This is a genomic window from Candidatus Moraniibacteriota bacterium, assembly GCA_016699795.1.
Lineage (GTDB): Bacteria > Patescibacteriota > Minisyncoccia > Moranbacterales.
Map to the genome: position 1 here is coordinate 1,107,843 of CP065011.1, position 23,408 is coordinate 1,131,250.

General features: G+C 35.1%; 19 protein-coding genes and 1 tRNA gene. 1 reads left to right on the forward strand and 19 read right to left on the reverse strand.

All coding sequences use genetic code 11. From position 1 onward, the window contains the following. Positions 1-108: 108 nt before the first annotated feature. The 14 genes from IPN70_05180 to IPN70_05245 form a co-directional block, all read right to left on the reverse strand. Complete coding sequence (locus tag IPN70_05180) at positions 109-1,530, reverse strand: SAM-dependent DNA methyltransferase (GenBank protein QQS61249.1); 1,422 nt, start codon at positions 1,528-1,530, stop codon at positions 109-111. Positions 1,531-1,533: 3 nt separating this feature from the next. After that, entirely contained in the window at positions 1,534-3,891 is a 2,358-nt protein-coding gene (locus IPN70_05185; protein ID QQS61250.1) for a DEAD/DEAH box helicase family protein, read from the reverse strand. A 129-nt stretch (positions 3,892-4,020) separates the two neighbouring features. Next, entirely contained in the window at positions 4,021-4,980 is a 960-nt protein-coding gene (locus IPN70_05190) for a virulence RhuM family protein (protein ID QQS61251.1), read from the reverse strand. A 101-nt stretch (positions 4,981-5,081) separates the two neighbouring features. Next, the gene (locus IPN70_05195; GenBank protein ID QQS61859.1) at positions 5,082-6,113 is read right to left on the reverse strand and encodes a virulence RhuM family protein; all 1,032 of its coding nucleotides are present in this window, start codon (positions 6,111-6,113) and stop codon (positions 5,082-5,084) included. A gap of 367 nt (positions 6,114-6,480) precedes the next feature. Further along, positions 6,481-8,502, reverse strand: coding sequence for an FHA domain-containing protein (locus tag IPN70_05200; GenBank protein ID QQS61252.1), 2,022 nt, complete (start codon positions 8,500-8,502; stop codon positions 6,481-6,483). Between the two features lie 135 nt (positions 8,503-8,637). Next, complete coding sequence (locus IPN70_05205; GenBank protein QQS61253.1) at positions 8,638-9,411, reverse strand: N-acetylmuramoyl-L-alanine amidase; 774 nt, start codon at positions 9,409-9,411, stop codon at positions 8,638-8,640. 124 nt (positions 9,412-9,535) lie between these two features. After that, positions 9,536-10,600, reverse strand: coding sequence for a glycosyltransferase family 4 protein (locus IPN70_05210; protein QQS61254.1), 1,065 nt, complete (start codon positions 10,598-10,600; stop codon positions 9,536-9,538). A 5-nt stretch (positions 10,601-10,605) separates the two neighbouring features. After that, positions 10,606-11,640 (reverse strand): glycosyltransferase family 4 protein, encoded by a 1,035-nt coding sequence (locus tag IPN70_05215; protein ID QQS61255.1) that lies wholly within the window; start codon positions 11,638-11,640, stop codon positions 10,606-10,608. 7 nt (positions 11,641-11,647) lie between these two features. Next, positions 11,648-13,168, reverse strand: a complete 1,521-nt coding sequence (locus IPN70_05220; GenBank protein QQS61256.1) for a glycosyltransferase — start codon at positions 13,166-13,168, stop codon at positions 11,648-11,650. A gap of 225 nt (positions 13,169-13,393) precedes the next feature. Further along, a complete protein-coding gene (locus tag IPN70_05225; GenBank protein QQS61257.1) occupies positions 13,394-14,317 on the reverse strand; it encodes a hypothetical protein in 924 nt (307 codons plus the stop codon). Positions 14,318-14,321: 4 nt separating this feature from the next. Then, positions 14,322-14,486 carry a hypothetical protein gene (locus IPN70_05230; protein QQS61258.1) on the reverse strand — a complete coding sequence of 55 codons (165 nt, stop codon included), beginning with the start codon at positions 14,484-14,486 and terminating at the stop codon, positions 14,322-14,324. Positions 14,487-14,757: 271 nt separating this feature from the next. Beyond that, positions 14,758-14,834 (reverse strand) — tRNA-Ile (locus IPN70_05235). A 75-nt stretch (positions 14,835-14,909) separates the two neighbouring features. Continuing rightward, positions 14,910-15,782 carry a 2-oxoacid ferredoxin oxidoreductase gene (locus IPN70_05240; GenBank protein ID QQS61259.1) on the reverse strand — a complete coding sequence of 291 codons (873 nt, stop codon included), beginning with the start codon at positions 15,780-15,782 and terminating at the stop codon, positions 14,910-14,912. A 214-nt stretch (positions 15,783-15,996) separates the two neighbouring features. Next, positions 15,997-17,586: an arginine--tRNA ligase gene (locus tag IPN70_05245; protein ID QQS61260.1), complete on the reverse strand. Its 1,590-nt coding sequence runs from the start codon at positions 17,584-17,586 to the stop codon at positions 15,997-15,999. A gap of 40 nt (positions 17,587-17,626) precedes the next feature. Between IPN70_05245 and IPN70_05250 the strand changes: the two genes are divergently transcribed. After that, on the forward strand, positions 17,627-18,439 hold the full coding sequence (locus tag IPN70_05250; GenBank protein ID QQS61261.1) for a hypothetical protein: 813 nt from the start codon (positions 17,627-17,629) through the stop codon (positions 18,437-18,439). 42 nt (positions 18,440-18,481) lie between these two features. On the opposite strand, the gene IPN70_05255 is transcribed toward IPN70_05250, so the two are convergent. The 5 genes from IPN70_05255 to IPN70_05275 form a co-directional block, all read right to left on the reverse strand. After that, positions 18,482-18,919 (reverse strand): NUDIX hydrolase, encoded by a 438-nt coding sequence (locus tag IPN70_05255; GenBank protein ID QQS61262.1) that lies wholly within the window; start codon positions 18,917-18,919, stop codon positions 18,482-18,484. A 93-nt stretch (positions 18,920-19,012) separates the two neighbouring features. Next, positions 19,013-19,987, reverse strand: a complete 975-nt coding sequence (locus tag IPN70_05260) for a hypothetical protein (protein ID QQS61263.1) — start codon at positions 19,985-19,987, stop codon at positions 19,013-19,015. 6 nt (positions 19,988-19,993) lie between these two features. Then, positions 19,994-21,118: a glycosyltransferase gene (locus tag IPN70_05265; GenBank protein ID QQS61264.1), complete on the reverse strand. Its 1,125-nt coding sequence runs from the start codon at positions 21,116-21,118 to the stop codon at positions 19,994-19,996. 14 nt (positions 21,119-21,132) lie between these two features. Beyond that, the gene (locus tag IPN70_05270; protein QQS61265.1) at positions 21,133-22,488 is read right to left on the reverse strand and encodes a radical SAM protein; all 1,356 of its coding nucleotides are present in this window, start codon (positions 22,486-22,488) and stop codon (positions 21,133-21,135) included. Between the two features lie 480 nt (positions 22,489-22,968). Then, complete coding sequence (locus IPN70_05275; protein ID QQS61266.1) at positions 22,969-23,394, reverse strand: EamA family transporter; 426 nt, start codon at positions 23,392-23,394, stop codon at positions 22,969-22,971. Positions 23,395-23,408: the final 14 nt, after the last annotated feature.

Below are 23,408 nucleotides of genomic sequence, written 5' to 3' on the forward strand. Positions count from 1 at the left end.
TGGTCGCGAAGGTATATTCGCGCCCATGAAAATTGAGTCTTCTCATAGTGAAAGTCGGCAACATGGCCGTGCGTTGGAAAACCAACCTAGCTAGAGAGGGCTCTTTTTTCATATCTCTTTTTTCAATTCCTCCACCAGTTTCATTATTTCTTTTTCTCTCTCCTCTATCCCTTCAAGAATTTCTTTGGGTTCTCGGTGTATTTCTGTTTGAGCTGATGCGGGATGTTTACTATCGAGGTTGAAATCTTTTTTTTCTATTTCTTCTCGGGAAACTTTCCAAGCGTATTCGTTTTCCTTTCTATCGTTCCACCACTTTTTGAGAGGTGTAAATTCCTCATCCGTTATCCCTCGGTTTTTGGTGTATTGAGTCTTGAGATCTTTGGGAAGTGGGAGTTTGTAGTACCAAATTTCTTTGGTGGGTTCACCTTTGGTGAAAAAAAGAAGATTCGTGTTTACTCCTGCATACGGACTAAATACCCCTTGCGGAAGTCGAACAATCGTATGAAGATTGCACGTTTCAAGAAGATGCTTCTTGATTCTCGTGGCAACGCCTTCGGCAAAGAGTACACCATCAGGAAGGACGATTCCCGCTCGTCCCCCATCTCTCAAAAGATGCACGAAAAGAAAAAGGAATAAAAGCTCTGTCGCTTTGGTTCGAAAGTCCGCAGGAAAGTTTTGCTCTACGCCATCTTTTACCGCTCCACCAAAAGGAGGATTTGCCACGATAATATCTACACGATCTTTGGCTGTGTATTCTTGATACGATTTGGCAAGCATATCATCATGCTTGATATTGTCGGGAATTTCTACGCCATGAAGGATGAGATTGGTACTTGCGAGAAGATACGGAAGATGTTTTATTTCGCATCCTCGAATACTCTCGTGAATTTTCTTTCGATCTTCGGTTGTTTTTTCTTTGGTTTCTTTGAGATATTCTAGAGCGTTTATGAGAAATCCTCCTGTACCACATGCGGGATCAAAAAGAGTTTCTCCTATTTTAGGATCAAGTGTTTCTATGATGAATTTCGTAAGCGGTCGTGGGGTATAAAATTCTCCATAGCTCCCAGCATTTTGTAGTCCCTTGAGAATCGTTTCATAAATATCATTGAGATGGTGGCGATCTTTGTTTTTGGTAAAGTCGATTTCATTTATTTCATTGATCACTTGCCTGAGAAGTGTTCCTGACTTCATATAGTTGTATGCTTCAGAAAACATTTCCCGAACAAACAAAGCATCTTCCCTTTCTGTTTCGAGTTTTTTGAGTGTAGGGAAAAGCGTTGTATTGACGAAACTCAGAAGCTCTTCTCCTGTGATTCCCTCTTTGTCACTTGCCCAATTTCGCCATCTGATATTTTCGGGAAAGGGTGAGGAATATGAAAGATTTTCAAGTTCTCGAATTTTTTCTTGATCATCGAAAATTTTAAGAAACAAGAGCCATACGATTTGTTCGATTCTCTGAGCATCGCCTCCAATTCCTTCATCTTGTCGCATTACATTGCGGATTCGCTTGATCATTCCTTCTATGGGCATACGCTATTTTTGTTGTTGGTAAATATGATTTTGTATTTCTTGTACCGCTTCGAGATAGCGATCACGACCACCAAAAGCTTCGACGATTTCAAATTGTGATCCGAATGTTATAAACGGAGCGACTTTGAGATCTTCTATTCCATCGATTGCTTCTACTCCCTGATCAGCATATTTTTCCAAAAGAGCTTCGATAACTTTTTGTGCCATTCCTTCATATTTTGTGAAAATGTCTCGTTTTTTTACTTCATCAACTCGTTCTTTTCTTGTAAGCGGTTTCTTGCCATAGGCAAGGTGCATAATAATATCAAATTCATCTATGTCTTCCATTCCGATTTCTTTTTTGAGTTCGTCAAAAAGTATTCCTTGTTCGATAAGCTCTTGTATAAGAGTTGTTTTGCGAATGTCTTTATTCCAGTCATTGAGAAAATCTTCTAAATTTTGATATCGATTTTTGAGTTGTTCACTCGCATAGGTTATGAGAGATTCTGTAGTGAGCTTTCCTGTTTTTGGATCAATAATAGAAACGACACGATGTATCACATTGAAATCTACTTGTCCTTCTTGTATAACAATTCTCGTTTTCTTTTTTTCTTCCTCTTCATCTCTTGGAAGAAGTATTTCTTCTTCAGGATATTCTTCTCGTATTTCTTCGGGAGTTTGAGAAGTTTCGTTTATTTCTTTGGGATCAAGTTCCTCGCTTTCATTGTCTTTTATAATAGCTCGAACGGGCTCACCATCAAAATCTTTATCAGCAAAAAGTCGAGTTGCACCCGAAAAATCAAGAATAGTAAAATAGTATTTATCAAAATCACTATTGATTCTCGTTCCTCGTCCAATAATTTGCTTAAATTTGGTCATAGAGTTTATGGCACTGTCAAGAATGATCAATCGACATGTTTGTGCATCTACTCCCGTAGTAAGAAGTTCTGATGTCGTTACAATCGTTGGATAGGGAGATTCGGGGTTGATGAAATTTTCTATTTCTCTTTTACCCTCTTCTTCATCTCCCGTCATACGCATAATATAGCGACGATTCTTTTTCATCTCTTGGGGATTCCTCTGGACAAGTGCCTGTCGCATTCGTTCAGCATGTTCGATATTGGCACAAAAGATAATCGTTTTTTGCATGGGGTCAGTCTCTTGAAGATACTCGGTTATTTTATCAGCTACTTCATTGATACGATCTTCGACAATAATTTTCTTGTTATAATCCGAAACATTGTATACACCATCTTCTATACGATCGCCATCTTGATCTTTTATATATGCATCGGGACGCCATTCAATATCTTTGTCCATTATGTAGCGAACAACTCGATAAGGAGCAAGAAAACCATCTTCTATTCCTTGCTTGAGGCTATAGGTATAGACGGGTTCTCCAAAATATTTATAATTGTCTGCACCTTCTATGGATTTCGGGGTAGCGGTAAGTCCTATATGCGTTGCGTGAGAAAAATAATCCAGGACCTCTCGCCATGTTCCATCTTCATTGATCCCTCCTCGATGACACTCGTCGATAACGACAAGATCAAAAAAGTCCTGAGAAAACTCTCGAAAAAGTTGCTTTTCCTCTTCGTTTCCTGTTATACCTTGGTACAAAGAAATATAGACTTCATACGAATGATCTGCTTTTCTATTTTTGATAAGTGTCATTTTTTCTCCAAAGGGACGGAAATCTTTTTGCATTGTCTGGTATGCAAGAGCCTTTCTATCTACAAGAAAAAGAATTCTCTTCTTTGTTCGAGATTTCCAAAGACGATATATAATCTGAAAAGCAGTATACGTTTTCCCTGTTCCTGTCGCCATCACAAGCATCATCCGTTTCTTTCCTTTGGCAACATGTTCAACAACCTCATTAACAGCTCTTGTTTGAAAATATCGGGGAGTTCGTCCACTTGTGTCTATAAAATATTCTTCAGCAACAATGCCTTTTTCTTCTTCGGTTTGAATACCCTTTACTCTAAGATATCGCTCATAGAGTTTTTCAGGAGTTGGAAAATTATCCATTTCGATCATAGTTTCTTTCCCTGTAGAAAAATCATATTCCACAAAAGCATCTCCGTTGGTCGCATAACAAAAAGGAAGTCCTATTTTTTCAGCGTATTTTTTCGCCTGCTCTAATCCATCGAAAACTCTATGTTCATTATCTTTTGCTTCAATTATTGCAAGAGGAATATTTGATTTATATTGTAATATATAATCAGCTCGTAATGGTTTACCTCGAGAAACTACAGTTCCACGAACAATAATTCGCCCATCAGTAAAACTCACTTCTCTTCGTATTTGAGAAGGTTTCCATCCAGACTTTTCAAGGGATGGATCAATTTTTTGTGCTCGTATATCTTCTTCAGAATATTTCATTATTTTAGATATTTAACAGATATACCCCCATCCTACTCCTCCCCCAAGCCAAGATCAAGGAAAAAAAGCTATTTTTCTTTCCTCTTATATTTTTTATTTTAAAAATGAAAAAAAGCTTAGCTCCCCTTCTTATTTTTTCAGCAATTGCAAAATTAACCCGATCATTTTGTCTTTATCTTTGGGATCGCTCTCGGCAACCAAGAGTGTAAGAGCTGTCAGTGCTTGGGGTGACATTTTGTCTTTGTGTAATATTCCCACTTTGTTCAAAAACCAAACAAAGGCAAACGCTCCACTTCTTTTGTTGCCATCGGTAAATGGATGATTTTTGACGAAAAAATAAAGGAGATGTGCGGATTTTTCTTCCAGAGTTTCATATGCATCACGTCCAAAGAAAGATTGAAAAACATTACCCGAAATACCAGAAACTGCATCTTTTTGTTTTTCTTGAGCGAATAGTTCTGTTGCTTCTTCTTTCCTTTGTAAATTATATTTCAATGTTGCGATAGCATTTTCTAATTCTTTGGCTGTTATTTTTGCTTGTTTTTTGGTCATTCCCCTTTTCGGAAAAGTTGACGTGTCATAGGCATTGAGCGATAACCACGTATCAGCAAACATTTTCACAAGCTCCAACGTATCTCCAGCTTTAACATTTCCATTTTTTGGCAAAAGTTTTTGAACCGATTCGATCGCGCGTAGAAATTCATCGTAATTTTTGGTAATACGTTTTTTGTTTATCGTGTATCCCGTGACAATATGTTGACGTAAAGTCTTGGTCGCCCATTGACGAAATTTTGTAGCATTTACCGAGTTTACACGATACCCCACAGAAAGAATCACATCGAGGTCAAAATATTCCACTTGATATGTTTTTCCATCACTGGCAGTTGTTGCAAAAAATGCAACAACTGAATCTCTGTGTAATTCTTCCTCTTTGAATATATTTTTTATATGACGTGAAATAACTGATTTGTCACGACCAAAAAGATCAGCAATTTGTTGCAAACTTGCCCAAAGGGTTTCTTTTTTTAGATCACCTTTAAACTCTATTTCACCATTTTTCGACTGAAAAATAATAATCTCTTTTTTCATATATCCAGGTTAAATCCTACATTTTGGAGTTATTTTTTTATTCCCTGATCCAGGTTTTTTTCTTTCATCTTCTTGTAATATTTTTATAGATTCCACGGAAGTTATTTTTCCTCACTATCCGGTACGAGTTCCAAAAACTTATCAAAATCACTCCTAAAAATTTTATCTTGGGTGATGCGATATATTTCAAACTGTGTCTCTGCGTGGAGCTTGGCTTCTTCGTGGGTAATTTTACCAACGCCGGTCAAAATCTCTGCTTCGTTGAATTCCAAGAAACCATCCAAACGATTCGCCCAATCCTCCATCGTCATCGGGATACGGCGTTCTGCCTGAAGCTCGGCATAATCAAGGTACATTGAAACAAGACGCTCCAAAAAATCCATTTCTTTTTGAGTCAGATAGTTTTTTGCGATAGACACATCAAACCTTTGTATTTTTCCTTCTGGTGCAGCCTCCCACGAGGTGAGTCCCATATGCTTTTTTTGCGCATTTGCTCGCTTGACTATAAGTTCAGCCGCGGTGTGCCTATGTACTGCATAATGAAGCTTATTTTGAACCATTTTGAAGAAATCTTTTGTCGTTTTTGCCGATGAGTCATAATCCACACTTGTTGCATAAATATCGGTCACTTTCTGATAAAACATTCGCTCACTTAGACGTATTTCTCGTATCAATTGCAACTGGCGATCAAAATATTCATCGGTAAACATGTGACCTTTTTTGAGGCGCTCTACATCCATCGTCCATCCTTGTATGGTATAGTCCTTGACGATTTGACGTGCCCATTTTCGAAACTGCACAGCACGTTCATTTTCTATCTTGAAACCCACTGAAATAATAGCTTGGAGATTGTAATGTGCTGTTTTGTAATTCTTACCATCAGTTGCAGTTATTAAGTATTGCTTAATAACTGAATCGTTTAGCTCACCATCTTCAAAAAGTTTTTTCAAGTGCTGGTTTATTGCCGGCACGCTAACGCCGTACAATTCCGCCATCATCTTTTGTGTCATCCAAATATTTTCATCTTCATAGCGCATTTCGATGGATTGCTCCACGTCACCTTTTGTGGCTATAAACGTCAAATATTCAGCAGTAGCTGATGTATGCGATGATACGTGTAACTTTTTTCCCATTATCTTCTTCATATGTTCGTAGTGTATTGGTATTCTCGAATAGTATTTTCAGATTTACTTTTTCGCGTTGAGTTATTTTTTGGATTTCATTCTTATCTTTTATACTCTTTCCCAAATTAGATTACGTAGAGTGAAATTTTGAAATTTCGAGCGAAAATCGTAAAAATCAAGAAGTGCTATCAAGATAACACAATGAGATTTTTATCGATTTGCATCCGAAATAGTAAGGTTTCACACGTACTATGGTTTGGGAAAAAATATATTTCAATCCTACTCCTGCCTCAAGCCAAAATCAAGGAAAAAAAGCTGTTTTTTCCCTCTTATATTTTTTATTTTAAAAATGAAAGAAAAAGCTTAGCTCCACTTCTTATTTTTTCAGTGACATCCTTCTCTTTATTTCGGGGAAAAACCCATAGTCTTTTCGAAAGTTAAAAGCGGGATTTTGAGGATCAACTTGATATTTTAAACATACTCTAGAAAATACCGAATCGAAATTAAAATTTGGATCAGTCATTGCATGACGAAAGTTTCTCGCTTCCATAAAAACTTCAGCAAGAATTTTAGTACGTATAGTTCCAAACGATTCATTTCGAAACAATGGCTCCTCCGCAAATCCAACTCCCAACATTTTTTCGTTTCGTTGATTTTTTACTTCAACAGTAAAACGAGGAACGCCCGTTTCATCGAATCCCTCTATATTATTTTTGTGTAAATTTTCCAAAATCTGTAAGACTTTTTGTTCTTCTTCGGCATCAAAATAAATCACCATTTTATCAAAACGATTAAATGCCTTTGCATTTCCGTACAGAGGAATTTTCATTTGACTATGCAAACCGCTCTCATGAAATGCCTCAACTGTCTTAGAAAAAATTTGTTTAACATATTCTGGCTTTAAATTAAAATAAAGTCTTCCAAGAGAACTCTGATTACGAAAACCTCCATTTACATTACAATAAAGCCAATATCCATTATCTCCGATCATTACCCCCTTCCCCTTTTGAGATTCTTCCTTTAAATTCTCTCTCATTTTTTTAATTTGAGTAGAATATTCCCATGCCCACCGCTGAACAGTTGCATCATTTTCTTTATATCTGGGATTATCAATGTTTTTATTATAAAAATCATGATAAAAAAGCTCATCTAAATCACGCCCTTGTTGCAAATCTCTTTCAATTTCCAATTCATGTTTTTTGGTAAACTCAAAAAATTTTTCGATAGCGAGTTCTTTTTCAGAACTAGATTTTTGAATCTCAATTTGTTCTTTATTTAATCGCCTCGGCCTTTCTACTTGTAACGTAGTCCCATTCATAGAGCCTACATCTTCTATAAGCAATTTCTCATCTCGCAACTCTATTCTAAGATGAGCGCGCGAAACAGTATCGGGAAATTGAAACCGAAACGCATTATTTCTACCAATAGTAAAGGGTTCGTTTTTTCTAATTCCTTTGTAGCCCATTCTCGGATTTTCTTGATCAAACGTCGCAGGATCAATAAGAAGATAATCAGCATTCCAACGCAAATCGTTTCGCACATCAATAATTTGCAAGTATTTATTGGCAAGATATACATCAATAGGTATTCCCGAATATTCAATTTCTTTCTCTGATCCTTTTAAATTAAACCGCTCTGACAAAATTTCTTTTCCGGAAGTTCCTATTTCCTCTTGTAGCTCTTCTAAAGCTAAGCCGGATTTTTCTTTAATTCTTTTGACAGCATTTTCAATATCCGAATCAGCACTCTCCGGAAATGCTTGTTTCCAAATTTCAAAAAATGTTTCTTTTATTTGAATTATTCTTCTTGCTTCATCAGGAGTAAATTCTTGATTCATTGCTGAGAGAATATTCTTCTTTACATAATCTCGCTGAGTTGCTGAAATAGTATGGGGATCTGCTTTTCTTATCGAAGTAGCAAGGTTTCCGAAAATTCTTATTTTATTTTCTTCAGAAGATGTAGCACCAAATTTCTCATATATTGGACCCAATGCATTTATAATGCCAGAAACAGCTTCTCTTTTATACTGTACTTTTTTTTCTTGAACAATTTGATTATATTGTTCTTGTGTCCATCCTTTTTGAAAAAAAACTCCTATTTGTTCATCGACAACTTCACACAAATCAGTCTGCATATCTTCAATGATTGGATATTTTTTTCGTAATGATTCTACAAAATGATCCACATTGAGTGCATATAGATCTTCTTGATTTGGAAAATAACCACGCTCCACCAAAGTCAAAAGCCTTAACGCTCTTTCATTTATTTTTATTGTCTCCACAGCTTTAGTAAAGAAGTCTTTTTCTGATACAGCTTGTGATTCTGATAAAGTAGAATTAGGCTTCTCGATAAATTCCGAAGAAGATGGGTTTTGAAATTGTTTTATTCTTTCTTCCATATTCTCTATATTACACAATTTTTTAATTTATCATACGTCCACATAAACATTTCAAATTACCTCTTTAGTTTTTTGCTCATAAATATCAATCAGTTTTTGGCAATATTTACATACTCTTTCTTCTCTCCCCTCATTCTATCGTTTTACGCTATCCCAATTAAATTTCCAAGGATCGGTTTTTCGTTCAGGAGCAATATCAGCATGACCTACTATGTTTTTTATCTTATAACGACTTTTGATATCAGAAATAAGCGCATTGAGAGCACTATATTGTTGAGCATCAAAACCACTTTCTTTTGTTCCCATAAGTTCAATACCAATCGAAAAATCATTTACATTTTTTCGCCCATCTGGAAGTTTTGATACTCCCGCATGATAGGCGATATTTTTCTCTTCTATAAGGCGATAAACCCCGCCTCGTCTGTCGATAAGATAATGAGCTCCAACTCCGTAATCTTTATATTGTTGTATAATCTTTTCCCGATCATATACATCACCTCCCGAAGCATTATACGAAGAGTGAATAACGATAGTATCGATATTTCGCAATTGTTCAGGCGTATGATAACCGAAAGAAAGTAATGTTTCTTTTATTTCAAGAGATGTTTCTTTTTTCTCTTTTGAAATTGGTTTTTCTTGTTTTGGAAGAATTTTTTCTTTTTGCGTATCATTCAAAACCTCTGGAGAATTTTCTTTTTCCAAAGAATCTTTTTCTGAAGACAAAGGAAGTTCGGATACGTTTTCTTGAGGAATACTTTCTTGATATGTCTCCTCTTGATGAAAAGAAGGTGAATCGGAAGGTAAAGAATTTTGAAAAGATTCTTGTTTTTCTCCTCCCACAAAAAAGAAAAAGAGAGCAAAAAAAAGACATACCAAGAAAATACTTCCATACACGATGAAGTGATACATATTTTATTTTCTTATGAAAAAATTTCCATCATCCCTACCTCTTTCTAGTATAGAAGAAAAAGCCTCTCCTGTAGAGAGTCTCTTTTCTTTCTTCCATTTTGTATATAAAAAAGTTTTTCACTTTTTACTTTAAACCTATTCGCTTAAAAAGATTTTCATATTCACACACCATACGATCTATTGAAAATCGTTTTTCTATTGTTTCTCGACATTTTTTTGTTGAAATTATTTCTATTTTTTTTACAGCTTCTACCATTTGATCGACGGTATCTACAATAAATCCATTGATCGTGTCCTGAATTATTTCTGATACAGAACCCCGCCTAAAAGCAACAACAGGAGTTCCGCATGCCAGAGCCTCAATCATAACCAATCCGAAAGGCTCTTCCCAAAGAATTGGAAAAAGAAGGCATTTTGCTTTTTTCAAATATTCCGTTTTCTCGAAAAAATTTGCCTCTCCGACATACTGAACATATTTTCCATCAATCTCTTTTTTTACTTCTTTCTCAAAAAAGTCTTTGTCTACAGGATCCACTTTGGCCACAATAATCAAAGGAATTTTAGTTTTTTTGGCAACAAAAATAGCTTCCAAAATTCCTTTGAAGGGGGTGATTCTTCCAAGAAACAAAAGATACTCTTCTTTTTTCGCCTCAAATGGAAATTTTTCAATAGGAATAGCATTATAAATAACCTGCGTGTGGGGAAAAAAAGCTAATGGTTGACGCTGATTCTCACTAATATACACCATCTCATGTCGATAGAGTGATAAAGTTTTTCGATAGTATTCTTCATGGGCTTGAATATGGGTAGTATTGTGAAAGGTTACTACCAAAGGAACTGTAAAAAAATCTAGAAAATTTATTGTATTTCCCTCAAGAAAAAAGCGAAATACAATAGGTTCATAATGGAAATGAATACAATCAAATTCATGTTGTCGACGAAGGACGGTAGCTATTTGATCTAGCTCCCATCTTCTATTTTCTTCTCTATGTTCATCGGTTGGATAAGGACTCGTTTCGACACGAGTAATGCCTTCTTGTTTTAGAGTTGAACCTCCACAGCAAAATAAAGTTACCTCATGTCCTTTTTGAGCTAAACCACGAGCTAGCTCATCAACAATACGTTCGATACCTCCATACTTTTTCGGAGGAACAGGGACCATAACAGGTGAAACAATAGCTATTTTCATTTATTTTATTCTTTTAATTTTTTATAAACATTTTCATAATTTTTTGCCATAACAGAAATATCAAAATTTTCTTCAGCATCAATCCGACAAGTCTCTCTTGATAACTCACCAACTTTTTGTAAAGCCTCTTGAAATAATATTTCATTTTCCACAACAAATCCTGTTTTACCATTTTTGAGAACTTCTTTTATCGCTCCATTATTTAAAGCAACAACAGGAGTTCCGCATGCCAAAGCCTCAATCATAACCAATCCAAAGGCTTCATTCCAACGAGATGGAAACAATAATGCAGAAGCATGCGCAAGTAAAAAGGATTTTTCTTTATGACCAATTTCTCCAATAAAAGTAATATTCTTTCCGTCGATATAGGGGAAGACCTCTTTTTTCAGAAAAGGAATATCTTCTTCTCTTATTTCCCCTGCGATTATTAATTGTTTTTTCAATTGATGAGCGGCTCGAACAGCAATATCAATTCCTTTTCTTTCTGAAAGAGTTCCAAGAAAAAGAAAAGTGTCATTCTTTATTTTTTCAAAATTTGGATGAAACGTTTTCACATCAATTCCATGATATACCGTAGCAACATAATGAAGATCTGGGGAAAGTTTTCGTTGAGCATTACTAATAGATACAAATGGATATGCTTTGAAAGCTTCTGCCAAACAAGGAAAATCTGGCGGTAAACTGCTGTGCAATGTTGTTACCATCGGAAGAGACAAGAAGGGTGCGAAAGATAAGGGATGAAATCCCATATGATTATGTATCACATCAAAATCTCCAATACGTTTTGCTATTTCAAAAAAGGAAAGAAATTCATACTGCTTAATTCCATTCCAATCAAAACCACCAATAAGCTCATACATCGATTTGGGAATAACCGAAACAAGTTTTCCTCGAACATGAGATCCCCCACAAGCAAAGGTGGTAACATCATGACCCAAATGAGTTAATCCTTTTGCAAGATTAGCTACTATCAATTCAGAACCACCATATTTTTCAGGGGGAACTCTTTTCCAAAGTGGCGCAAGTAAAGCTATTCTCATATTTTATTCAGATCTTATTTTTTAGTGTTTCAATGTTTATAAGATAGGGTTCATATTTTTTCTCCATAACACGGAGTAATTTTTTAGAATATTCTTTTGTTGAAGCAATTTTCCAATAAACATAAAAAATACAAAATAAAACCATAGCTGCAATAAAAAAAGTTATTTGTGTAGTAATTCTTTCTCCTACATAGAAAACCTCTACAATTCCAATCAAAAACCACACACCCAAAACAAGCTCCTTGTAGGTATTTTTGAACAAGCTTGGCATTTTCAACAATATAAATTTATTTGTTCGTTCAAAAACTGATTTCGTTCGAAAAAGAAATGCCAACCAAGCTTCGGAATAAACTAAAGTCATTCCCATGTGAATGAGGAAAGCTCGCCATGAACGTCGTAAAGATTTTTTTTGATTTTTAAGCGATGCCCAAAAAAGAATTCTCTTTGATACTAATGTTATAAGTAAAGAAAGAGAAGCGATATCAAAAAGGTAACGATGATGTTCAGTTAATGTAATAAAAGGTAAGAGCAAAATAACATACGAAGAAATTACCGCGAAAGGCAAAAAATTTAAATGGTCCCAAGCAGTAAGATGAAGTAAAAAGCCAAACCAAGATTTAAAAGGAATTTTTCCAAATAAAGAAAATAATTTTATCAAAGATTGTGCATTACCAAAGGCCCATCGCCATTTTTGATGTTTATACGCCTCAAGATCATAGGGCATTAAACCATAACCCACCAAACGATCCACATAAATACCCCGATAACCCGCTTCATACATTCGCAATCCCACATCAGCATCTTCTGTCAACGCTTCTCCCCTAAAACCACATAAAAGTTTTAAAATTTTGGATCTATATACACTAATCGTTCCCGTCGAAGGAACACAATCCAAATGATTTGCCATATTCATATAGATACCAAAAAAATGTCGGTATTCATCGGCAATGGGTTGATTCTTCTCGTTACGATTTCGATAATGCTGAGGAAATTGAACAAGGGCAATGCTTTCTTGTGAAAAATACGAGAGGGCTGTAAGAAGAAAATCTGATTTTACGATATAATCAGCATCAATAACCGCAATATATTCCGCTTTTTTACTTATTCGTTTTAAAAGATAATTCAACGATCCTGCTTTAAATCCAGAAAGAGGATCGACATGAAAAAAGTGGAATCTTTCTCCAAGCGTTTGAGAAAAAATCTTTACTGGTTTCCAAATAGCACTATCCTTCGTATTATTGTCTATAATAAGAACCTCAAAATTTTTGTACTCAAGATGTGCTAATGTATCCAGCGTTTGCATCAAAATAGTTGGCGGCTCATTGTACGCAGGAACAAGAATCGAAACAAACGGCTCTGTCTGCAAATTTCTCCTTTCTGGCTTAAAATCAGGAAGAAGTGCAATAATTATCTGAAAAATAGAAAGAAAAAGTCCGAAAAAAAGATTCAATACTATAAAAACCAAAACAAATTCAGGTATAAAAATAGAGATTATTATAATGAGAACAAAAAATAATATGATTCCCATATAATAAATGTCTAGTATGTCTAAAAAGCTGATGTGTGTCGATGAACAAAAAAACACCCCTCCAAAAAAACGGTGTTATGCAATCTTCTCACATTGATTGTTCATCCTCTTCTAAGAGTCTACCACAGAATACGAAATTCTCCTAATATAAAAGAAAAAATATAAATAGCCTCCTCAAAAATTTTAAGCTTTTCAAATAAATTTTACCTACCCTAAGAAGTAAGTTTATGTAATTTTTCTGATCTTATGTATCGTATTTTGAGCCATTGGATCATTTGCATTTAAAATAACCGCTTTCGATAATTTTTCATTTATATACACAATAAGAAAAATTACAGAAACTACAAATAAATTTTCTGAAAAATATTTATATTCAAAATTCAATAAAAGTAAAGCCACTAAAAGTATAGAAGTTACTATAAATAAAAGTGTGTTGATATTAAGTTTTTGGAAGGATGCTCCTAGTAATAAGAAATGTTCCTTAACTTCTGCTCTCCGACGAGCGATAGCGTGCTCACTTTTATCACTTAGTGGAATAAACATTATCAAATATATGATAAGAACATAAATATATAATCCAATACTTCCTGCTAAAAAAGTTGTTGCGTAAGATGAATATGCATAATCTTTAGGAGCTACCGAAATATAATAAATATTTATAAATGCGGTAAAAATTGAAAGTACTAAATACCAGATACATAAAAATCCTTTTTGAGAATTACTTAAATCTTTTTTAAAAAACAAAAACAATATACTGATTATTGTGGGGATATAAAAAAATATTGCAAAGAAATGAACATAACCCAAACGAGTAGTTATGTAATAAAGAAAAATTATATTTAAAATCAAAAGCGACACTTGATTTACCTTAGGTAATAGCCTTCTTCTAAAACTCATTGCAAACGCTGTACAAAATACGAAAAAAAAGGTGTATATAAAAACAAATAAAATTTCTGATAAAGTTAATTCTCCCATAGCGCCATCTATTGCAACAAAAAATAATGCAATAGTAGCAAATAGTAAACCGCTACCAATATCTTTTATCAATTCTTTTATATCCTCTTTTTTAAATTCAGGATGAATGAAAAAATATGATTGAAATATTATACCCAAACCAAAATAAATATTGTAAACAATATCAGTCTGCATATTTTTATTTTTTTATAAATTCATTCAAAGCAACGCCCAGAGCGATAGTTATTTTCTTAATCATTTCAATTATCAAGGTTAGCTTAATCCCGTCCTCAATTTTTACAATCATATAGAAAGTAATATTAATTTTTTTTGAAAATATACCCTGAGAAATATCAACTGACACTCCTTTATATTATAATCAATTATATCATCCTCCTTTGGCAATATTCGTATAACTATACAAGATGTTAGTTAAAAAAGATAATAATATTATAATTTAATATATACAATTCTCTGGATGGAATCAATTTTCTACAATACCTCTCACAAAGTAAAATACAAAATTCAGCGATGACGAAAAAGGAGGGGCAAAAAAATTCGTCCCTCTATATGCGCACACACTACCCCATAATTTTTTTAAAATAGAGAAGGATTTAAAACAATAAAAACACTATTGGTGGGCGATCCAAGACTCGAACTTGGGACCTCGTCATTATCAGTGACGCGCTCTAACCATCTGAGCTAATCGCCCAAAAAAACAACACGTAAAAAGGATACCTCACGAAAAAAAATGCGTCAACCCTATGGAAAAAACTCCTATTTAAACCTATTCCTTCCCTACTATATAATGTGAGGCAATTTCTTTCAAGTGCTCCGGGTTATAATACCGTTCAAAAAGAGGCTCTTTATCTTCCTCATACACGCCCAATCCCTCAGAAAACGTTTTTTCTTTTTTCGGATTTACATACAAAACACCAAGTGGATATTTCTCATCTTCCCAGGCTTTCTGAATAGCAGCTACCCTATCAGTCGGATCATAGTCTTCTGGCAAAATATAGGAATGTTCCTTATACCAGTTATATGTATTTAGCTTATTAAAAACAACACATGGTTGGAAAATATCCAAAAGAGCAAAACCTTTATGAGTAACTGCCCTCTTTATCATTTCTTTGGTATGCATAAGATTTCCGATATTGGCACGAGCTACAAAACTTGCTCCCAAAGCAATAGCGACTGCCATAGGATTGAAAGGTTCTTGCCACACACCCTCGACCTGAATCGGAGTTTTCATTCCTTTGAGCGTTGTAGGTGATGCTTGTCCTTTGGTAAGTCCATAAATCATATTATTATGAACAATAACAGCGATATCAGGATTTCTTCGAATAGCATGAATAAAATGATTTCCTCCTTCGCCATAAATATCCCCATCTCCTGATTCTGCGATTACAGTAAGATTAGGGTTTGAAGCTTTTATCCCTTCAGCAACAGGAAGTGCTCGCCCATGAAGTCCATTGAAATAATGTGATTTGATATATTGAGGTGTTTTTGCTGCCTGACCAATACCCGAAGAAAGTACTGTTTTCTTCGGATCAATTCCAAGCTCATCAAGAGCCATTTTTACCGCGCTAAGAATACCGAAGTTCCCACAAGCAGGACACCAGGCAATATCAACTTTATGATCAAGATCAAATGATTTCATATATGCAAATTTTTATGAGACCATTGCTAATCTCCTTTCGTATATGAAATTTTCAAATTTTTATCGAATTTGCAACGAAAATTTGAAAATTGCAATAGAAAATGGAGGTTAGTAATAGTTCTTTTATATTTTTTCACTTCTCTCTCGTGTGTTTGCATCTTTTCTCTTCCTTTCTTGTTTCAAGATGCGTCTTCTCTAAACTATTGTAAGTTTATCACATTTTTTCAGGAGCAGAAACCCCACAAAGATCCAAAGTTGAAGCAAGGAGAATTTTTGTCGCTTCGGAAAGTTCCAAACGAATTCGTGTTCGCTCTTTATCCTTTTCATTGATCACTCTACATACAGCATAAAAAGAATGAAAACTATCTGCGAGTTCTCTTGCATACTGAGGAAGACGATGTACTTCGTACGTATCCGCTACCGTATCAAAAACATCATAGAATCGAAAAATAGCCAAAGCTAATTCTCTTTCTTTCGTATGAATAAAGATATTCTTTGAAAAGGATTCCTCTACACTTTTTTTATGCTCATCTGCCTTCCTTAATATCCCAGAGATTCGAGCGTGTGCATACTGCACATAATAGACAGGATTTTTCTCACTTTGTTCTCGAGCAATATTAATATCAAAAGATATATGCGATCCCGATGAATAAGAAAGGAAAATAAATCGAACAGCATCTCGTCCAACTTCTTCTATGAGATCATCCATGGCATAATACGTCCCTCTTCGTTTGGACATTTTCACTTCCACACCATCCTTCATTATTCGAACGAATTGCGTAATGACATACGTATAGGTATTTTTCTTTTGCAAAATATTCTCGATATATGCCTTCATTTCTTTCGCCTCGCTCAAATGATCTGCACCAAGAACCGTAACAAGTTGAGAAAAATTCCTATCAAATTTGTCCTTATGATAAGCAAAATCAGCCAATCTATAGGTGACTGATGTATCAGTTCGAAGAATAACTCTATCTTTATCATCACCAAAAAGTGTGGATCGGTACCAAAGAGCACCATCTTTTTCATAAGTAAGATTCTGCTCTTGTAAGAGTTTCAAAATATCCTCAATTTTTCCCTTTGCATACAGAGATGATTCGAGAAAAAAAGTATCAAAAGAAATCCCCAATTTTTTGCAAGTTGGTTCTATAAGTGTTTCGAGAATATGATGACCAGCCCAAATACCTACTTCTCGAGGAGTATTAATATTTTCTGGTTTTATCTTTGCAAGATCATCTATATAATCTCCCCGATACTGAGTGTTTTCATCTTTGAGAACAGAATGCCCCAAGATTTCAATTTGTTTCCCGAAATCATTCACATAAAATTCACGCCAAACAGAATGTCCTAGTTTTTCAAGAACTCGCGCTATCGTATCTCCTACAGGACCACCACGAGCATTTCCCAAATGAATAGGTCCCGTAGGGTTCGATGAAACAAATTCAACAAGAATACGCTCAGGTTTTTTCTTCGCAATCAAACCAAAAGGATTTCCTTCTTGTACAATAGAGGTAATGCCTTCGAAGAAAACTTTTTCAGTCAAAAAAATATTGATGTATCCAGGCAAAATAACATCGACTTTCTCTACTCGAGAATCTTTTTGTATTTCTTCTGCCAAATCTTTCGCAATATCAAAAGGATTGCGTTTAAGTCTTGAGGCAAGTATCATAGAAACGTTAACAGAATAATCCCCCATTTCAATTTTTGGAGGATACAACACGTCAAAATCAATATTTTCTTTTGGAGAAAGAAAGTGTACTGCTTTGAGTGCATCTGCAACAATTTCGCGAATGAGAGATTTCATAAAAAAACTGTATCGCATTTTGGAGTAAAAAGCAAAATATATGAAGAAAACCATTATTGTAAAACTCGGGGGAAGTGTAATTACAAGGAAAAGCTCTCTTAAGCCCTATGTACGAAAGAAACTTCTTGGAAAAATAGCGACTAGTCTCAAAAAAGCACTTCACAATGAAGCAGTTCAAATTATTCTTATTCACGGAGCAGGATCTATTGGACATCAAATTGCTCATGCCTACAATCTTTCTGAAGGCGTGAATAATGACAAGAAAAAGCTTCAGGGCTCTCTAGAGATACGTCTTAAAAATCAAATTCTCAATGCTCGAATATTCTCTACATTTCTCGAACATTCACTTTCAGTAATACCTATTCATACAGGATCAGCCATTATTTCAAATACAAAATCAATATCCTCGATCAATTATCCCCTCATCGACCTTTCTCTCAAAAATAATCTTATACCTATTCTTTATGGAGAAATGGTATTTGATACAACATTAGGAATGTCTGTTTGTTCTGGCGATGCTATTGCTGCCCAGTTGGCAACCTACTATCAAGCCGAGCGTGTCGTTTTTGCTTCTGATGTGGATGGAATTTATTCCAAAGATCCTTATTATCATGCTGATGCTAAGATAATTCCTTCCGCCTCTATAAAAGAACTTCTCTCCCCTGAAAACACTTCACTTTCTGGATCACACAGTATCGATGTTACAGGAGGAATACGAAATAAGATTCTTTCTTTTCAAAAGTTTTCCTCTCCTTTTATAAAAGATATTATTATTTTCAATGGTCTTCACAGTGAGAATTTTGAGAAAATCTTTCACAAAACTCCTCCAGGAACAAAAATACTTTTCTCATAAAAAAACGCGCTCTTTTTGAGATACGCGTTTTGCACAGCTATTCTAAATATTTTTTTTCTTCTTCTTCAAAAACATGATGGTTTCTAGGATACCCAAACGAATATCTTGCGAAATAATTTCGTCCAGGAACATCCACCCGTGAAAAGTCACATCTGTGGAGTCTTTGGGTCTTGCGATAAACTCCTCATCGCAATACGCCAAATAAACAAACACTTCAGCGCGAAGATCGCTTCTATCGATCCAAGGAACTTTTCCTATGAATTCAGGATTTTCCTTGGGTGGGTCGATTCCCACTTCTTCGCCAAAAACTCTTCCCAATGCAGATTCTTTGCTCTCTCCCAAGAATATAGTTTCTGCAGGAAAAGAAAGTTGTCCTTCTCTCTTAATTCCCTTCTTGGACTGAAGTTCTTGAATAACAAGGAAGCGCCCTGTTTCGCGACTTTTTAGAGCTAGCATAGCTCCATTTAAAAACTTTTTCATCGAAAAAGAACTCCCAAAAAAAATGGTATTTTTCTTATAACATTCATTCCCAAAAAAAGCAAAAAAATAAACACTCCTCCAAGACTTTTCCTCCTAAGCACAAAGAATCTGAAATGTTGTTTTTCCCACATTGGAAGATCTTTTCTTTATCAAATCAAAAGCCATTTCGTCATCCAAAAGACAATGATCGCTCTTTTTTACAAGTTCCCAATAACAAGCTTTTCTATGAGGAAATGAAGCGTCAGCAACATTCTCATACAAACCTATTTGACCCACAGGTACGTCCGCAAGTGATCGGACATAAAGAGCATTTATGGGCTCAGTGTCATTTATTATTACACGGACTTCTTTTGATGCCGACGTCTTGAGTCGATTACGAAGAGCTTTTCCATCACGAACGCTCAATCGAACATTTCCAAAACGATCTGCGTAAGCAAATTCTATTTCCGAAGATTGTTCCGGTATAATCTGGGGATGTAATCCCGCTTGTTTGGCAGATAGAATATCTTCAATCGTTGCATATTCATATATGGTTTCCATAACTTCAGGACAAAACCGACTTGAAGCAATGATGGAAGATCGGAATTGCTCTTTTGTGCCATCTGTAAAAGGAATATGTTCATTAGGAATTCGATAAAGCGCCACTATTTCATTACGAGTTTCCAGTGCAGACAATGTTTCCAATGGAGTAGCGAAAAAACACACACCTCCAGCAGTAATCGCCAGATGAAAATCCATTCCGTTTGGAAACTTTTCTCTATCATGTCCTTCTCTTGGCAAAGAATTAAGAATAGAAAAAAGTGTTGATTCAGAAACCCTTTTCTCTTCTTTGATAAAAGAAAGTATCTGAAAACGCTCTCGAAAAAGATCATTGAGGAGAACAGCTCCGTATCCCGCCAAAGAAGCACGTGCTCCCACAAAATATGTTTTATCCGTAAGCGTTCCGATATTTCTCAAAATGACGGTAAGTTCCGCATCGAAATCCTGTTCATTCCCAGAAAAAACATCGCTAAAATGAATAATAGCTTCCGCTGGTCTTGAAAGAATATTTTTATAGTGTGATTTCATACTATTCTACGTGTTATTGTTTATATAATTTTTCTTTTTTTCCATAAATTCTTTGAAAGAATTTTCTATGTACGTACGTATTTTTTCTTGAAAAAGTTTTTTATCAAATTTCTTTGCAACGGCTTGTATTTCTTTGGCATTAAATTGATGTTTTTCAAATTGTTTCACAACATCAATAACACCTTTAGCTGTTTGCTCTGTAAAAAATAAACCTTCTTTTCCATGCGTTATGTGTTCTACAATATCTCCCCCTTGAAAAGCTAAAATTGGTTTACCTGAAGCAAGCGCCTCAATAGCGACGATGCCAAAATCTTCTTCTTGAGGAAAAATAAATGCCCGAGAAGATGCATATTGAGAAGCAAGTTCTTTATCATCAACATGTCCCAGAAAAGTTATATTATTTCGAGCTTGTTTTTTTAACCTCGCCTCTTCTGGACCTTGTCCAATAATACGAAGTGGCAGACCTAATGTATTGAAAGCATCTATAACAATATCATGTCTTTTGTAAGATATGAGTCTTCCTACCATAAGAAAATATCCTTTATCTTTTTTTGTATAAAAAGAATCAATTTCTACAGGTGGATGTATTACTTGGGAATTTCTCCGATAATATTTTTGTATTCGACGAGCTACAAAATCAGAATTAGCAATAATTTTATCAGGCCGTTTTGAACTTACTCGATCCCACATACGAAGTCCATTTACAAAATAGGGTACCAAGGATTTTATAAATTTTAGTTGATGAAATTCACGAGTATATCGTTGACAATCATCCCAAGCATAACGCATCGGTGTATGCATATAACAAATATGCAGAGTATCAGCATGTGTAATTATTCCCTTAGCAAAACTTGAAGAATCAGAAAGAACAACATCATAACGAGAAAAATCAAATTGTTCCATTGCTATAGGCATAAGAAGGGGGAAAAGCCGATGTTGTTTTTTAATAAAAGGAGCTTTTTGTAAAAAAGATGTTTTGATCACTCGATCTTGAAATCTTTTATGCGTTGCATCTTCATCATAAACAAGTGTATAAATCGGGGCATTTGGAAAAAGTTCGCAAAAACTTTCCAAAACTCTTTCGGCTCCCCCATACTGCACGAGATAGTCGTGAACCAAAGCTATTTTCATAGTAACGAATATTTTTATTCCTTTCTTTCTTTTCCCTCTTTTTCAAAACGAAATTTATTTTTTGTTCGTATCCAATCTTTTCCTTCAGAGACTCCGGGATGTGCGAGATTGGTCATTTCATTGAGGATTCTCATTCTTCGTTTCTTTTCCTCCAAAGGAATGCTATCTTCCATATTTTTCGTTGCTTGTGTTCCTGGTCGCTCTGAATAGCAAGCGATAAATGCCCGAACAAATCCTGCCTGACGAACCAAATCAACAGTTTCCTGAAAATCTTCTTCCGTTTCTCCTGGAAATCCCACAATAATATCAGTAATAAATTTCACTTCAGGAATTCTTTTTTGTATTCGTTGCAAAAGCTCCAAATATGCTTCCTTTGTATACCAACGATTCATTGCATGAAGAATTTTCGTACTCCCTGATTGAACCGGGAGATGTAATAACCTATCTATATTCTCATTTCGTTGGATAACTTCGATAAGTTCATCCGAAAAATCCCATGGATTAGAACTTGTAAAAGTAATAGTTTCAATTCCTGGAATATGAGCAATGTCTTCCAATAAATACGGAAAAAGAGTAGGAATACGTTGACGCCCCAGATGTTTTACCATCACAGGAGCTACTGTCTTTCCATTAAAAAGAGTATATCCTTCGCGAGTTTCTAAGTCTTGAGATTTTTTATCATGATCTTGTGTTTCCAAGTTTCTTTTTTCTGACTTCTCGTCTTGAGTTTCAGATTCAAAATCTTGAGCCTTTCCCTTAAGAATAAGATCGCTTCCATACGAATTTACATTTTGTCCCAGTAATGTAACGCTAGAATACCCATGAGCCACCATATCCTGAACTTCTTCTATTATCTCTTTGTAGGACCTTGAAACCTCTCGTCCACGAGAAAAAGGAACGATGCAAAATGCACAATAATTATTACATCCATTAGAAATTACTACCCACCCGTGTTTTTTCTTTTCCAATGCATTTCCTTTAGAAGAAGTATTTTCTTGCCGAATAGGAGGATATTCAAAACCAACTTCATCAATAGAAAGAAGCTCGACATCAGGTATTCGTTTCTCAAGTTTTTTCTTCATCTTTCCACTCGGTTCTCGTGCCGCAGCTCCAACAATACAACCCGTCAAAACAATTCGTAATAAGGCAGAAGAACGACTTTTTCGAAGATTACGAATATAGCCATATACCCTTTCTTCAGCCTTATCTCGTATCATACAGCTATTGATAACCACCAGGTCGGATTCCTTTTCATCCTTGCCTAAAGTATATCCACGAGAAACATAATACGAAACAATTCTTTCAGAATCCGCTACATTTTGTTGGCAACCAAATGTTTTGATAAACAATTTCATTTTCTCTTTTTTCATTGTTCCCTTGATAAAAAATAAAGAATCATTTTATAGTAACGAATTTTCTTCTTTTATACAATAAATCTTTTTATTGACAGTGTTTCAAATACGTTTTAGGATAATTCGTCGCACACTATTTTCAATAAAAGATTGTTATTTGTCGACACAGGAAACCCAAAACCGTGACTGATCATTCCCAAAATTCCTTAGAGGAAATATCTCAAGAAGTGGAGAAAGCTCTTTGTTCTTTGAGAGATCCTCTAAGTCGCCTATCTAGTGAAACATCACTCATTCTCATAGAACAACAACTTGATCTCATACTACAGCTTCTCTTTCGAGCAATGCACTCGAACGATAGGTAAGATCAAACTGTTTTAAACAAGAGCCTGAACTATTGTATCAGGCTTTTTCTTTTTTATAAAAGAAAGTTTTCTTAGAAATTTTCTCAAAAAATAAAACTCTATTTTTCTCGAACAGTATTTCCAAACGTCTTATTTTTTATTTCATTGTTATAAGAAATGCTCCCATAGCAACAAATACCGATCCAAGTGCCGTCTTCCAACCAAACGATTCACCCAGAAAAAGAGTAGCAAAAATAACAATAAAAACAATACTCAATCGATCAATAGCACTTACAGGACCAGCCTCTCCGTTCTTCAAAGCATAAAAACCAAAAAGCCAAGACAGAGCTCCTGCAATGCCAGCTAAAGTAATAAATACCCAATCTTTTGCCTTTATTTCTGCAAGTAATTGTGGACTAAATTTATTAAGTCCCAAACTCACCAAAACCAAAAAACCCGCCATGATTATACCGCGAACCGTTGTAGCAAGAGTTGAATCAATATTCTTGATACCAATTTTTGCAAATATAGTAACAAGTGCTGCAAATATTGCCGAAAGAAAGGCGTACCCAATCCAAGACATAGAAAAAAAATTAA

What these genes read in the sequence shown, in the direction of transcription:
- IPN70_05180 (QQS61249.1), bottom strand. Translation starts at nt 1,530, where the DNA reads ATGCCCATAGAAGGAATGATCAAGCGAATCCGCAATGTAATGCGACAA.
- IPN70_05185 (QQS61250.1), bottom strand. Translation starts at nt 3,891, where the DNA reads ATGAAATATTCTGAAGAAGATATACGAGCACAAAAAATTGATCCATCC.
- IPN70_05190 (QQS61251.1), bottom strand. Translation starts at nt 4,980, where the DNA reads ATGAAAAAAGAGATTATTATTTTTCAGTCGAAAAATGGTGAAATAGAG.
- IPN70_05195 (QQS61859.1), bottom strand. Translation starts at nt 6,113, where the DNA reads ATGGGAAAAAAGTTACACGTATCATCGCATACATCAGCTACTGCTGAA.
- IPN70_05200 (QQS61252.1), bottom strand. Translation starts at nt 8,502, where the DNA reads ATGGAAGAAAGAATAAAACAATTTCAAAACCCATCTTCTTCGGAATTT.
- IPN70_05205 (QQS61253.1), bottom strand. Translation starts at nt 9,411, where the DNA reads ATGTATCACTTCATCGTGTATGGAAGTATTTTCTTGGTATGTCTTTTT.
- IPN70_05210 (QQS61254.1), bottom strand. Translation starts at nt 10,600, where the DNA reads ATGAAAATAGCTATTGTTTCACCTGTTATGGTCCCTGTTCCTCCGAAA.
- IPN70_05215 (QQS61255.1), bottom strand. Translation starts at nt 11,640, where the DNA reads ATGAGAATAGCTTTACTTGCGCCACTTTGGAAAAGAGTTCCCCCTGAA.
- IPN70_05220 (QQS61256.1), bottom strand. Translation starts at nt 13,168, where the DNA reads ATGGGAATCATATTATTTTTTGTTCTCATTATAATAATCTCTATTTTT.
- IPN70_05225 (QQS61257.1), bottom strand. Translation starts at nt 14,317, where the DNA reads ATGCAGACTGATATTGTTTACAATATTTATTTTGGTTTGGGTATAATA.
- IPN70_05240 (QQS61259.1), bottom strand. Translation starts at nt 15,782, where the DNA reads ATGAAATCATTTGATCTTGATCATAAAGTTGATATTGCCTGGTGTCCT.
- IPN70_05245 (QQS61260.1), bottom strand. Translation starts at nt 17,586, where the DNA reads ATGAAATCTCTCATTCGCGAAATTGTTGCAGATGCACTCAAAGCAGTA.
- IPN70_05250 (QQS61261.1), top strand. Translation starts at nt 17,627, where the DNA reads ATGAAGAAAACCATTATTGTAAAACTCGGGGGAAGTGTAATTACAAGG.
- IPN70_05255 (QQS61262.1), bottom strand. Translation starts at nt 18,919, where the DNA reads ATGAAAAAGTTTTTAAATGGAGCTATGCTAGCTCTAAAAAGTCGCGAA.
- IPN70_05260 (QQS61263.1), bottom strand. Translation starts at nt 19,987, where the DNA reads ATGAAATCACACTATAAAAATATTCTTTCAAGACCAGCGGAAGCTATT.
- IPN70_05265 (QQS61264.1), bottom strand. Translation starts at nt 21,118, where the DNA reads ATGAAAATAGCTTTGGTTCACGACTATCTCGTGCAGTATGGGGGAGCC.
- IPN70_05270 (QQS61265.1), bottom strand. Translation starts at nt 22,488, where the DNA reads ATGAAAAAAGAGAAAATGAAATTGTTTATCAAAACATTTGGTTGCCAA.
- IPN70_05275 (QQS61266.1), bottom strand. Translation starts at nt 23,394, where the DNA reads ATGTCTTGGATTGGGTACGCCTTTCTTTCGGCAATATTTGCAGCACTT.